Origin of the sequence: Paenibacillus sp. FSL P4-0176, assembly GCF_037975265.1 — a bacterium.
GTDB classification, from domain to species: domain Bacteria; phylum Bacillota; class Bacilli; order Paenibacillales; family Paenibacillaceae; genus Paenibacillus; species Paenibacillus amylolyticus.
On the sequence record NZ_CP150242.1, the window covers coordinates 2,550,874 to 2,565,010 of the forward strand.

Here is a 14,137-nt window from a genome sequence, read left to right on the forward strand (position 1 = left end):
ACAAAAATCGGAATTTCGACAGAGGGGTTTGGAGATTGCTAGCGAATGTTATTTATTGAAAGTATTATCCAGATAACCGCGAATCAAGAACAATTATGTAAGCGCTTAACAATATGACTGGAAGGGGGTGAGGCTTCTTGTATCAAGGGATGCATTGATTCGTCTGGCACGCCATCATCAGCACGATGAGACAGCGGGGATAGACCGAAATGCAGTAACGAAGTAGAAGAGGAGGATAAGTTAATATGAGAACGTTTATGAGGAAATTGCGAATGATGAGCCTGACGGTTGCTGTAGTAACCGCCTCGCTGGGAGGACTTGCTGGAATAACAGCGGCGGCACCAAGTGAAGCCTATGAGTGGAAAAATGTGGTGACTGGTGCAGGTGGCGGGTTTGTGCCGGGTATTATTTTCAACGAGTCGGAAAAGGATCTGATCTATGCCCGTACGGATATCGGGGGAGCCTATCGCTGGAATGCGGCTGACGAGAGGTGGATACCCTTAACGGATTTTGTCGGCTGGGATGACTGGAACAAGAATGGTGTGGACGCACTGGCTACGGACCCGGTTGATCCCGATCGGGTGTATATGGCAGTTGGGACGTATACGAATTCATGGGATCAAAATAATGGCTCCATCTTGCGCTCTACGGACCGGGGAGATACATGGCAAACCACAACACTTCCGTTCAAAGTGGGCGGCAACATGCCGGGACGTTCAATGGGAGAACGCCTGACCGTGGACCCAAATGATAACAGTATTCTGTATTTCGGTGCACGAAGTGGTCATGGGTTATGGAAAAGTACCGATTACGGTGTGACCTGGAACGAAGTCACAAGCTTCCCGAATCCGGGAAATTATGTGCAAGATCCTTCGAATGAATATACCAGTGACATCGTGGGTCTGGCATGGATTACATTTGACAAAACAACAGGTTCGGCAGGGCAAGCAACCCAGACAATCTATGTGGGTGTTGCGGATAAAGATCAAAGCGTATATCGCAGCACAAATGGCGGCCTGACCTGGTCAGCTGTTGCTGGTCAACCTACAGGTTATATTCCGCATCATGGTGTGTTTGATTCAGACGGAAGCCTCTATATAACGTACAGCGATGGTGTTGGACCCTATGATGGGGCAAAAGGTGACGTGTGGAAACTGAATACGTCGACAGGTGTCTGGACCAACATCAGCCCTGTTCCAAGCAGTAGCACGGATAATTATTTTGGATATGGCGGATTGGCTGTTGATGCACAGAATCCCGGTACATTGATGGTTGCGACATTAAATTCCTGGTGGCCGGATGCCACCTTGTTCCGGAGTACAGATGGCGGAGCGACGTGGACACGCATATGGGAATTTGAAGGATATCCGAATCGGAAGTTACGTTATACACAGGATATTTCGGCAGCGCCATGGCTCACATTTGGCACCAATCCTGCCCCACCCGAAACAACCCCAAAACTGGGCTGGATGATCGGTGATCTGGAGATTGATCCGTTTGATTCGGATCGTATGATGTATGGAACAGGTGCTACGATCTATGGAACGAAGAACCTGACAGACTGGGATGATGATGAAAAAATCAATATTTCAGTGATGGCGAAGGGGGTTGAGGAGATTGCCGTACTGGATCTGGTCAGCCCGCCAAGTGGTGCACATTTGATAAGCGGATTGGGAGATGTCTCCGGATTCCGTCATAACAATCTGGACCAGGCTCCAGCTACCATATTTACGAGCCCGAACTATCCTTCCACAGAAAGTCTGGATTTTGCAGAGTTAAGTCCAAATACGATGGTTCGCGTAGGTAAAGCAGATTATGCTGCTGATCCAAATGCAAAATCCATGGGTTTGTCCAGTGACGGAGGTACTACGTGGTATAAGGCTAATGCAGAACCTGCCGGCACAACCGGAGGAGGGACCGTAGCCATCTCTGCGAATGGTAACCGACTCGTATGGAGCACATCAGATAAAGGCGTACATTATTCGACTGACGGCAATTCATGGACGGCAAGTACGGGCATACCTGCACAGGCAAAAGTGATTTCGGATCGTGTCAATCCAAACAAATTTTATGGATTTGCAGCGGGTAAAATCTATGTGAGTGTGAATGGTGGTGCTACTTTCACGGCAACATCTGCGACCGGACTTCCGATGGAAGGAAATGCCGATCTGGATGCCGTTCCAGGTGTTGAAGGTGAACTCTGGTTTGCAGGTGGTAGTGAGGAAGAAGGTCCTTACGGATTATGGCATTCTACGGATTCAGGCGCAACATTCACGAAGCTTGCCAATGTAGAGGAAGCAGACAGTATCGGATTTGGTAAAGCGGCCCCTGGGCAGAGTGTTGTTGCGTTATACACGGTTGCACAGATCGATGGAACACGTGGATTCTTCCGCTCCGATGACGGTGGTGCCAATTGGGTTCGTATCAATGATGATCAGCATCAGTATGCTCGTGTAACTACAATTACGGGTGATCCGCGTTTGTATGGAAGAGTATATCTCGGAACAAATGGCCGCGGAATTTTGTATGCTGACCGTGTTGGAGGTAACAATGGCGGAGGTACTCCAGTGACCAACTCTGCGATTACACCGGTTACAGCCGAATTTGATCGCAAAGCAGGCAATCAGATTAATATTCCAGTCACGTTAACACTTAACGGCAATACACTTGCATCCATTCGCAACGGGAATGCAACACTGGTTTCAGGTACAGATTACACGTTGACAGGCAATGAGGTCGTATTAAGTAAAAACTACTTGGCTTCACTTCCCAATGGCGCAGTGACGCTAACCTTTCAATTCAGCGCAGGTGCTCCTGCGACCTTGAATCTGCTCATTAAAGACACAACAGCTGCACCTGTTGGAACCATACGCATTGAGATGTTTAACAGTAACACTTCAGCGACGGGCAGCTCGATTAGTCCCAAATTCAAACTGACAAACACAGGTACTACAGCCTTGAATCTGTCTGATGTGAAGATCAGATACTATTACACGATAAACGGCGAACAGCCTCAGAACTTCTTCGCTGACTGGGCGACTGCTGGCAGTGCGAATGTAACAGGCACGTTCAGTGCACTCAATCCGGTTCGGACAGGTGCTGACCACGTGCTTGAGATTGGATTCATAGCTTCCGCTGGAACTCTGAATGCAGGACAAAGCACAGAAATCCATACGCGCATCTCCAAGAACAATTGGACCAACTATACGCAAACGGATGATTATTCTTTTGCAGGTAGTCAGACTTCCTATACGGACTGGTCCAAAGTCACTGGTTATATCGCGGGAAGTCTCCAATGGGGAATTGAACCATAAGTGAGTGATTTAACGAAATAAAGGATTGAAATAGGGGTCCTGATTCGCCAGATGATCAAATGGCGAGTCGGGGCTTCTTATTTTGTCGAAATATAGTGTAAACTATAGATAGTTACCATTGCTTAAAGGATCGTTTTAGGATATAAAAAGATGTACAATTAATTTAGAATTAATGTAACCGCTAACACTGGAAAGTGTTTATAACCGATATATAATAGTTGGTATAGCCTGTACAGATATAGAGGAAAGATTAGACAAGGGGGTCGCGATCATGAACCGGTTGTGCAAGGTGCTGATTGTTGACGATGAGTTTCTGGTAAGACAGGGCATAAAGCACCATATGAACTGGGAAGCGGAAGGATTTATCATTGTGGGTGAAGCTTCCAACGGTGAAGAAGGATTACAGCAGGTGAACCTGTTAAAACCGGATATTGTGATCACCGACATTGTCATGCCTGTCATGGATGGGGAAACGTTTGTCCGTACACTAAAAGCCAGTAATCCGCAGATTGAAGTTATTGTACTTAGCAGCTTCAGTGAATTCGAGTATGTACGTTCAACGCTTCAGCACGGGGCAGCCGATTATATACTGAAACCCAAGCTGGATACAAATGAATTATTGCAAGTCCTTCAACGCACAGCGGGTAAAATTCCGGAATTACAGTTCGAGCCGTCGCACGATGGCTGGAGACTTGGGCAACTGATGGAGAAGATGCTGTCCGGATTTACACTGGATGAAGATAGCGAAATGCCGATCATTCGAGATACCTTTCCGTATGAATCCTTTCGCTTGCTTGTGTATAAACCCGTGGGTGCTGGAGGGAATCCACTGAAGATGGATCAGGAGCAGATTGAGTCCAAGCTCCGCTGTGATCTGCCTGAAGTAGAATGTGCAATGGTTCCCGCAGAGGGTACATTACCTGTGATGCTTCTTAATGTCGATCCTGCGAGAGATGAATGGATGCTTGAACGGATCAGACAGTTGGCCAGTGAAAATGCAACAGGAGAAGACAGTCCTGGTTGGGTGCTTAGTGAAAGCTTTACTTCATTTGAACAGATGGGTGTTGTTTACCGGGAACGCCTGATTAAGCTGATTGAATATCGTTTCTATTATAAGGATCGACCAATCCTGGTGTATGGTGAACTGCCTCCAATGCATTCCGCAGGTTACCAGTTTAATGTGAATATGTTTTTGCAGCATGTGAAGCGTAACCGGGTCGAAGCGGCAAGGGAGTATTTACAGGATCATGCAAAAACACTTGGACGGGATTATATTGCCGATGTTTTTGAAATCAAATCATTTCTCGGTAACTTGATATTTAACGTGACCATTACCCTCGCGGATATGGATGTCCAGTCTGCCGGGCTGGAAGAGAGCAAATATACTTATTTTAAAAATGTGGACGGGGCTTCGAGTCTGGACGAAGTCATGACCGTGCTTGATCAATTCATGACGGAAGTTCAGGAGTGCACCGTTGGTGCGGGTGGAAAACGAAGTGATCCCAACATGAAGATGTTGCTGGATTACATGCATGAGCACTTTGATCAGCCGCTCGGGCTTGCTGAAGTAGCCAAGCACTTTCATTTTAATCCATCGTATTTATCCAGTTATTTCTCATCTCACAAAAAAGAAGGATTTAATGAATACTTAAATAAAATTCGGATTGAAAAAGCCGAGGAACTGCTACGATCCGATGATGTAACGATCTCTGAGATTAGCAGTATGGTAGGTTATTCCGATCATAGTTACTTTTGCAAAGTGTTCAAAAAATTCACCGGATTATCACCAAGCCGATACCGGCGCAAATTCTGGGCATAAAGTCAGAAGGATAAGATCATGAAGAAATGGATGAACCAATTATCTCGTCTCGGATTGTTTCCCAAGTTGTTTCTGGTTATGGTGGTCAGTATTGTCCTCGTTTCTGTACTCATCTTATGGACGACCATTCACATGTCAACCAATCTGTTTACTGAGACGTTCAGTATCACAAACTCCAAGGTGCTTAATCAGATCAAAACAAATTTTGAATCTTTTAATGAGGCCATTGCTGCCGTATCGAATAATGTGACGCAGAGTGGATCGATTCGAGGATTCCTGTCCGAAGGTGATGCCGATTCCCTCACGATGGCCAAATCCTTCTATAATATGAGGGAAACGATGGACCGCGTTCAATCCATCACAGAATCCTACGAAGTTGGGATAACAATTATCGGGATTAATGGACGGAGCTATTCCACGAATCGTGCTCACCTTCAGTTGTCCGTGGATGAATTGAAGCAGGAGCCAATTACGATGGAAGCCGCTGAGACGCCGAGTCGTCTTATCTTTGATGTTTACCAAAACGAGTCAACGCTCGGGAGTCAGCAGATGATCTCTGCGACGAAAGCGTTGACGGACCGAACACGCAGCCGGATATACGGTACGCTCTATGTCACGATGAGAGAAGACATATTCCGGCAATTTTACAGCAGCTTTACAAGTCGTGGCAATGATGTGGTCATTATGAATGAAAAAGGTGAGATTGTATCATCGAATCGTGAAGACTGGATCGGAACAACTCAGCTGGATTTGCTATCGTATGCCCGGGATATGAACAACAACTCTCCGAGAAGTATTAATGCTCGTGTGATGGATCAGGATAGCGTTGTGTTATCCGAGTATTTACCGTTCTATCGGTTTTATATTGTCAATGTAGTGGATAAGGATCTGGCGATGGGTCAACTTATCGACATGAAGACGGTTGCCCTGATCTGTGCAGCTATCGTTGTGGGGGCACTCATCCTTGTGTTTCTCATCACCAGCCAGATTACCAAGTCACTGCGCAGACTTGTGAAGCAGATGTCCAACATTACAAAAAGTGATCTGGACAACTATATTCCGGTGAGCGGAAGCTACGAGAGCAGGCAGCTTGGTCATGCTTACAATTACATGCTTGATGAACTGCATGATTATGTGGATCAGTTAGTACAGACACAGCATGAACAACGGAATGCAGAGCTTGCGGCATTACAGAGTCAGATTAATCCTCACTTCTTGTACAATACACTTGCATCTGTCAAAGTTCTGGTGCAACAAGGCAACAAAGACAGGGCTGCGGAGACGATTAATGCATTAATTGGATTGCTGCAAAATACGATCAGTGATGTGAGTCAGACGGTTACAGTGGAACAAGAAGTCGAGAATTTGAAAAATTATGTCTTCATTAATCACGTCAGATATGGTGGCCGGATTAAAGCAGCTTTCTACGTTGCTCCGGATTGTACACACTATCATGTACCCAAACTGGTGATCCAGCCGTTTATCGAGAATGCATTTTTCCATGGATTCATCAAGAAAGAAACGGGTACGATTCATGTCATGGTTTCCAGAGCGGGAGAATCACTCATCTGTGAGATTATGGACAATGGGGATGGAATTGAAGGGCTTGTCATGGGAGAAACGTTGCCCAATCCAAAGAACAATCGTCAACTATTCAGTGGGATCGGTATTCGCAATGTACATGACCGTATTGAGTTATTATATGGATCACCTTATGGGGTCACCATTATGAGTACGGTTGGGGAAGGAACGAGAGTCACCGTTACACTACCTTTAATCACGAGTTGAATCGAAACCCGATTCCATTAAATACACTTAAAATCGAGATCCCTCGCTTCTGTTTTCTACAGAGTCGGGGGATTTTCACGTTTCAGAGGGTAAAGCGGGTAAAATCATTTTTGTACTATTTCAAGATCAAGAAATTACAAAATCAAAAGAAATTACAAAAAACCAAATTTAATGCAAACGATTTCTGTAAAGGTTTTCATTGTGGCAATAAGATGACAAATCCGTACAAAATTATTACTAACGAATGGAGATATGGGAATGATAAGATGAATACATCGAAAGCAACCGCTTTCAGAAAACGCAAACAAATTACACACAAAGAGGTCGAAGGGGAGTTGAATGTTTTGAAAAAAATGTGGGTATTGATGCTCGTTACAGTACTGCTGTTGTCCGCATGTTCATCCGGTGGCGGAGGTAAATCCGCTAGTGGTGGTGACGAAAAAACAAACGAAATCACGGTCTGGGCTTGGGACAAAGCTTTTAACGTAGCTGCAATGGAAACAGCAAAAGAAGCATATCAAAAAGCAAATCCTGATGTGAAAATTAACATCATTGAATACGCTCAAGCTGATATCATTCAGAAACTGAACACAGGTCTTAACTCCGGAACTGCCAGTGGTCTTCCAAACGTAGTTCTGATTGAAGACTATCGTTCACAAAGCTTCCTGAATGCATATCCTGATGCGTTCAAAGATCTGTCTTCCAGTATCACGGCTTCCGATTTTGCAGATTACAAACTCGGACCAACAGCGTTTGATGGTAAACAATACGGAGTACCATTTGACTCCGGCGTTGCTGGTTTGTACTACAGAACAGATCTGCTGGAGCAAGCTGGCTACAAAGCAGCTGACCTGCAAGACATCACTTGGGATGACTACATCCAAATTGGTAAAGACGTAAAAGCTAAAACAGGTAAAGAGCTTCTTTCTCTTGACCCGAATGACCTTGGTTTGATTCGTATGATGATCCAAACTGCAGGTAAATGGTATTCCGCAGAAGATGGTAAAACACCTGACATTGCTAATAATGCTGCTCTGAAAGAAGCGTTTATTACTTACAAAGCAATGATGGATGCCAACATTGTTAAATTGCACTCTGACTGGAGTCAATTCGTTGCCAACGCCAATAACGGTAGCGTAGCAACAATTCCTACAGGTAACTGGTTCTCACCATCTGTACGTCAAGAAGCTTCCCAATCCGGTAAATGGGCTGTAGCTCCAATACCGAAAATGGCTGGTCAAGCAAACTCTGTTCACGCATCCAACTTGGGTGGTAGCTCTTGGTATGTTATGAACAACGTTCCTGGCGCAGATCAAGCAGCTGATTTTGTAGCAAAAACATTTGGTTCTGATAAACAATTGTATCAAGATCTGTTGAACAACATCGGCGCAATTGGTACGTACAAACCAGCAGTTGATGGTGACGCGTATGCCAAAGCAGACGAGTACTTCGGCGGACAAAAAATCTTCACAGACTTTGCAAATTGGACGAAAGAAATTCCAAGCGTAAACTATGGTATCAACACATATGCCATTGAAGATATTCTGGTAGTAGAAATGCAAGCATTCCTGAACGGTAAATCAATCGATGACGTTCTGGCTGATGCACAAAAACAAGCTGAAGCACAATTAAACTAAGATACCCAAGGTAACTTATAGAACCCTAGGAAACATCGGAGCCATCTCCTATGTCCGGCGCAAGTCGAACCGGATATGGCGAGGGGCTCCGTGGGTTCTACCCATGTTCCATGGAGAGAGAGGAGCCATACTGTGAAAGCCATGAATACAGGAGACAGTCTCCAAAAGAAAAATAATTTGACTGGATGGGCTTTTGTTTTGCTGGCTGTTGTCGGGATTGTTGCATTTTACTTCTACCCGATGATCCAAGCGCTGCTCTTATCGTTCAAGTCTGGTGTAGGAGCCAATCTTGAATTTTCGGGCCTTTCTAACTACAAAAGATTGTTAGTTGATACAACGTTCCGTACAGCATTATCGAATACATTTATCTACTTGATTATTCAAGTGCCTGTAATGATCATTCTTGGTTTGTTTATTTCCGTATTGCTGAATGACAGCACACTACGTTTCCGGAGCTTCTTCCGTACAGCGATTTTCTTGCCTTGTGTAACTTCATTGGTAGCGTACTCTGTTGTATTCAAATATCTGTTCGCACCAGATGGAATGGTGAATCAATTCCTGATGGGCTTGCACATTATTGGAGATCCAATTCAATGGATCACAGACCCGTTCTGGGCTAAAATTACGATCATAATCGCCGTTACTTGGCGTTGGACCGGATATAACATGATTTTCTATCTGTCATCCCTGCAAAACATCGATCAATCGATCTATGAAGCTGCAAGAATTGACGGAGCGAATGCTTTTACACAATTCTTCAAAATCACAGTACCTTTGCTTAAACCGATTATCCTCTTCACGTCCATCACATCAACGATTGGTACATTGCAAATCTTTGATGAGATCATGAATATTACCAAAGGTGGTCCAGGTAATGCGACCATGTCGATTTCACAATACATCTACAACCTTTCGTTCAAATATTCACCGGACTTCGGTTATGCAGCAACAGTGTCGTATTCCATCGTAATCTTGATTATTGTATTGTCCATCATCCAGTTTAAAGTGGCAGGTGATAATAAAAATGGCTAAAGCTAAAGCAAAACGGATTTTCACGTATGTGTTCCTATCCATCGTCGCCTTTGTATCCATTTTCCCTTTCTTCTGGATGCTGGTCAGTTCAACAAATGCATCAGTCGATGTCACCAAGGGTAGACTGCTGCCCGGTTCAGCTTTTATTGATAACTTCAACAAACTGATTGATTCGACAAATCTGGTACAGGCTCTCGGAAACTCGGCGATTATCTCTGTGGTCTCCACTCTCTTGGCACTGTTTATTGGTTCCATGGCAGGTTATGGTTTCGAGGTATATCGCACGAAGTCTCGTGACATTGTGTTTAATATCCTGTTGTTATCCATGATGATCCCGTTTGCAGCGATTATGGTACCACTGTATCGTATGTTTGCAACAATCTCTGGAGTTGCACCGGTTATCGGAATCAACACGATGGCAGCAGTGATCCTGCCAACCATCGCAACAGCGTTCCTGATCTTTTTCTTCCGTCAGAACACCAAAATGTTCCCGAAAGACTTGCTGGAAGCTGGACGTATTGATGGTTTGAGTGAACTCGGCATCTTCTTGAAGATCTATATGCCAACCATGAAAACAACATATGCAGCGGCAGCAATCATTACATTCATGAGTAGCTGGAACAACTATCTGTGGCCACTCATTGTATTGCAAACACCTGACCAACAAACGATTCCACTGTTGATCTCAAATCTGGGTGCTGGTTATTCTCCGGATTACGGAGTAATCATGACAGCAATCGTGATTGCAACACTGCCTACAGCAATCGTTTTCTTCATCATGCAGAAACATTTTGTTGCAGGTATGGTAGGTTCCGTGAAGTAATGAAAACAGCATAATCCGTGCAAATGACGGATGCAGGAAAGAAGAGAGGGCGCTGTTATGGCGTACCTCTGTCTTTTTTGTTTATGTAAAGCAAAAGGAAATCCAGCGTTAACCTTGAATAAGTCAAACTATAACGTTTTAAAGGGAGAGAGAGCCGATGAAAGCAACAAAGGCAGATATCAACTGGTTGGGGGACGTAAGTGTATTTGAGGTAAACCGACTTCATGCCTATTCCGATCACCGTTACTACCAAACAATGGACGAGGCTGTAGGTTCAGGCGCGATGTCCATGCGTTATGATCTGAATGGTACGTGGAAATTCAACTATGCAATTCGTCCAGACAGCCGTTCTGAGTTTTTCTATACATCCGATTTTTCCAGTGAAGGCTGGGATGATATTGAAGTTCCGGGGCATATCCAACTACAAGGATACGGACAGATTCAATATGTTAATACACAATATCCTTGGGATGGTCTGAACGAAATTCGTCCGCCGGCATTACCACAGGATAAAAATCCGGTTGGAAGTTACATTCGCACATTCCACCTGCCGACAGGTTGGGAGTCGAATCCGGTATATATTTCTTTCCAGGGTGTAGAGTCTGCATTCTATGTATGGCTTAATGGACAATTCGTAGGATACGGAGAAGACAGCTTCACGCCATCTGATTTTGACCTGACGCCATTCCTTCAGGATGGAGAGAACAAACTCGCGGTTGAGGTGTATCAACGCAGCACAGGCAGCTGGCTGGAAGATCAGGATTTCTGGCGTTTCTCCGGTATTTTCAGAGATGTGTATCTGTATACCGTCCCAACTGCACACGTTCGTGATGTTCATGTTCGCACAGATCTGGACAAGTCCTATACCAACGGTACGTTGCAACTAGATTTGAAACTGGAAGGAAAAGCGGTTGCTGGAGCGCGAGTAGAGGCTGAACTTCGTGATCGTGAAGGCAATACCGTTAAAATGTTTGAATCCAAAGTTAACGATGGGCAAGTAAGTCTTCGTGAAGATATCGGTACAGTGAACCTGTGGAGCGCAGAGATTCCATACTTGTACCGTCTCTATATTCGTGTATATGATGCTGCGGGTGCACTGGTTGAGGTTGTTCCTCAAGCCGTTGGTTTCCGTACATTTGAAATGATTGATAAAGTGATGCACATCAACGGTAAACGTATCGTATTCAAAGGTGTGAATCGTCATGAGTTCAACCCGCGTCGTGGACGTGCAGTTACGAAGGAAGATATGCTGTGGGATGTTCGTACGATCAAACAGAATAATATGAATGCCGTACGTACGTCACACTATCCGAACCAAAGTCTTTGGTACGAGTTGTGTGATGAATACGGACTATATGTTATTGACGAGATGAACCTGGAGACACACGGATCTTGGCAGAAACTTGGTGCTGTTGAGCCTTCATGGGTTATTCCAGGTGACAAACCGGAATGGCATGATATCGTTATGGACCGCGCTGTATCCATGGTGGAGCGTGACAAAAACCATCCGTCCATTCTGATCTGGTCTTGTGGTAATGAATCACATGGTGGTGAAGTCATCTACAAAGTATCCCAATACTTCAAATCAGCTGATCCAACACGTCTGGTACATTACGAAGGTGTATTCCATGATCGCCGTTTCGATGAAACAAGTGATATGGAGACTCGCATGTATGCCAAACCGGCGGACATTGAGGAATTCCTGAATGCAAACCCGACGAAACCTTATATCAGCTGTGAGTACATGCATGCCATGGGTAACTCTATTGGCGGTATGCACAAATATACAGAGTTGGAAGACAAATATCCGATGTATCAAGGTGGATTCATCTGGGATTACATCGACCAATCCATTTATAAAAAAGATCGTTACGGCAAAGAATTCCTCGCTTATGGCGGAGATTTTGGTGATCGTCCATCAGACTATTCCTTCTGTGGCAACGGTATCGTCCATGCTGACCGTAAAGTAACTGCGAAAATGCAGGAGGTTAAATTCCTGTACCAGAACATCAAGCTGTTCCCGGATCGTGAAGGTGTCAAAATCGTGAATGGTAATCTGTTCGCAGATACATCTGCGCTGGAACTGGTATACAGCCTGGAGCGCGATGGACATGAAGTGCTGCGTGGAACATTGGAAGTCAACGTGGATGCCCAAAGCGAGATGGTAGTGAAACTTCCGCTGGGTGCAGAAGCTCTGGCGGGCGGCGAGTACGCTGTGAACACTGCATTTGTGTTAAAAGAAGCTACACTGTGGGCTGACAAAGGCGAAGAAGTGGCATTTGGACAGTTTATTTTCACACAGGATCAGGTAAATGATGCAGTTGAAGTCGACTTGAATCTTGTAAGTGATGTACAAGTTATCGAAGGTGACGTTAACATCGGTGTTCGTGCTGGCAAGACACACGCGCTGTTCTCCAAACAGTTTGGGACACTGGTTTCCCTGAAATTGTCTGGTCGCGAGACGATTGCTGTACCACCTGCACCGCTCTTCTGGCGTGCAATGACGGATAATGACAAAGGTATGGCGATGGGCTTCGAACTGGGCGCCTGGTATGCAGCGAGCCTGATGCCACGTTCTGTAGAGTGGAAAGCGGAACAGAAACCGGATCAATACCGGATCGAGTTCACGTACAAGCTCAACATTTCGGAGGATGTACAAGTGAAAGTGGTATATACCGTTCATGCAGATGGAAGTGTGCGTGTGCATAATACGTACAAAGGTACTGCTGGATTGCCAAACTTGCCAATTCATGCATTGTCCTTCAGAACATCACCTGACTTCGAAAACGTGGAATGGCTTGCGATGGGACCAGAAGAAAACTATGCAGACCGCGCATTTGGCGCACGTCTGGGTATCCATGGCAGCAAGGTAGCTGATACCATGGCTCCATATCTGGTACCACAGGAATCAGGCAACCGTACGGGCGTACGTTGGGCCAAATTGACAGACAACGCGGGACGTGGCTTCAAAATTGAAGCATCCGGAACTCCGGTTGAGCTGAATGTTTCACCATATACGGCATTTGAGCTGGAGAATGCACAACATGCGTACGAATTGCCTCCTGTACACTATACGGTCGTGACTGTAGCGGGTAAACAAATGGGTGTTGGCGGTGATGACAGCTGGGGTGCTCCGGTTCATCCGGAATACCTGATCCCTTCGGACGGCGAACTGACATTTGAGTTTGTCATTCGTGCACTGTAAGTAAAAGGATCATACAGAATAAAGAATGTATTCTATAAAGAACAGAGGTCTTCGCTATCGGAGGCCTCTGTTTTGTTATGTCAACGAACAGCTTGAGGGCATTGTATGAAACCGTTCTCTCTCCAACCTCGTAATGTACGAGACAGGAAACATAAGAGGGGGTTCAAGATGAGTAAAAAAGCAAAGACAGGTATATGGGTGACGGTGTTGGTCTTCTTGGGTATCATAGTTGGATGTTTCATATGGTATTTCAATACCGCTTCGGGTGAACGTGCACTCAAAACGATGAGGTCCAATAACTCGGGTGGCCTGGAGAGGGTTGTTAAAGTGTACAGCAATAATGGTGAATTGATTCAGACCTATGATGGCAAGATTGACGTGGAAGATACGGAATACGGCAATAAAGTATTATTTGATCTCAATGGGAAACGTGTTGTGATCTATAATGCAACGATTGTTGTTGAAGAGAAGTAAAGCGTAAATTGCCAGTCTTGACGAAGCGCTGGTTTGGAATTTGGA

The 14,137-nt window shown here is 45.0% G+C and carries 8 protein-coding genes; all 8 read left to right on the forward strand.

The window, feature by feature from the left end:
* Positions 1–245: 245 nt before the first annotated feature.
* Positions 246–3,314: a X2-like carbohydrate binding domain-containing protein gene (locus MKY95_RS11790; RefSeq protein ID WP_036670298.1), complete on the forward strand. Its 3,069-nt coding sequence runs from the start codon at positions 246–248 to the stop codon at positions 3,312–3,314.
* A gap of 271 nt (positions 3,315–3,585) precedes the next feature.
* Positions 3,586–5,133, forward strand: a complete 1,548-nt coding sequence (locus MKY95_RS11795) for a response regulator transcription factor (RefSeq protein ID WP_127543821.1) — start codon at positions 3,586–3,588, stop codon at positions 5,131–5,133.
* A gap of 18 nt (positions 5,134–5,151) precedes the next feature.
* Positions 5,152–6,921 carry a sensor histidine kinase gene (locus tag MKY95_RS11800; RefSeq protein ID WP_339198876.1) on the forward strand — a complete coding sequence of 590 codons (1,770 nt, stop codon included), beginning with the start codon at positions 5,152–5,154 and terminating at the stop codon, positions 6,919–6,921.
* Between the two features lie 353 nt (positions 6,922–7,274).
* A complete protein-coding gene (locus MKY95_RS11805; protein WP_235193818.1) occupies positions 7,275–8,558 on the forward strand; it encodes an extracellular solute-binding protein in 1,284 nt (427 codons plus the stop codon).
* 141 nt (positions 8,559–8,699) lie between these two features.
* Positions 8,700–9,590: a sugar ABC transporter permease gene (locus tag MKY95_RS11810; RefSeq protein WP_036610887.1), complete on the forward strand. Its 891-nt coding sequence runs from the start codon at positions 8,700–8,702 to the stop codon at positions 9,588–9,590.
* Positions 9,583–10,413: a carbohydrate ABC transporter permease gene (locus tag MKY95_RS11815; protein WP_036609483.1), complete on the forward strand. Its 831-nt coding sequence runs from the start codon at positions 9,583–9,585 to the stop codon at positions 10,411–10,413. Before MKY95_RS11810 ends, MKY95_RS11815 begins: the two co-directional genes overlap by 8 nt.
* A gap of 157 nt (positions 10,414–10,570) precedes the next feature.
* The gene (locus tag MKY95_RS11820; protein WP_339198880.1) at positions 10,571–13,618 is read left to right on the forward strand and encodes a glycoside hydrolase family 2 TIM barrel-domain containing protein; all 3,048 of its coding nucleotides are present in this window, start codon (positions 10,571–10,573) and stop codon (positions 13,616–13,618) included.
* A 168-nt stretch (positions 13,619–13,786) separates the two neighbouring features.
* Positions 13,787–14,092 (forward strand): hypothetical protein, encoded by a 306-nt coding sequence (locus tag MKY95_RS11825; RefSeq protein WP_017689244.1) that lies wholly within the window; start codon positions 13,787–13,789, stop codon positions 14,090–14,092.
* The last annotated feature ends 45 nt before the right edge of the window (positions 14,093–14,137 follow it).

What these genes read in the sequence shown, in the direction of transcription:
- MKY95_RS11790 (WP_036670298.1), top strand. Translation starts at nt 246, where the DNA reads ATGAGAACGTTTATGAGGAAATTGCGAATGATGAGCCTGACGGTTGCT.
- MKY95_RS11795 (WP_127543821.1), top strand. Translation starts at nt 3,586, where the DNA reads ATGAACCGGTTGTGCAAGGTGCTGATTGTTGACGATGAGTTTCTGGTA.
- MKY95_RS11800 (WP_339198876.1), top strand. Translation starts at nt 5,152, where the DNA reads ATGAAGAAATGGATGAACCAATTATCTCGTCTCGGATTGTTTCCCAAG.
- MKY95_RS11805 (WP_235193818.1), top strand. Translation starts at nt 7,275, where the DNA reads ATGTGGGTATTGATGCTCGTTACAGTACTGCTGTTGTCCGCATGTTCA.
- MKY95_RS11810 (WP_036610887.1), top strand. Translation starts at nt 8,700, where the DNA reads ATGAATACAGGAGACAGTCTCCAAAAGAAAAATAATTTGACTGGATGG.
- MKY95_RS11815 (WP_036609483.1), top strand. Translation starts at nt 9,583, where the DNA reads ATGGCTAAAGCTAAAGCAAAACGGATTTTCACGTATGTGTTCCTATCC.
- MKY95_RS11820 (WP_339198880.1), top strand. Translation starts at nt 10,571, where the DNA reads ATGAAAGCAACAAAGGCAGATATCAACTGGTTGGGGGACGTAAGTGTA.
- MKY95_RS11825 (WP_017689244.1), top strand. Translation starts at nt 13,787, where the DNA reads ATGAGTAAAAAAGCAAAGACAGGTATATGGGTGACGGTGTTGGTCTTC.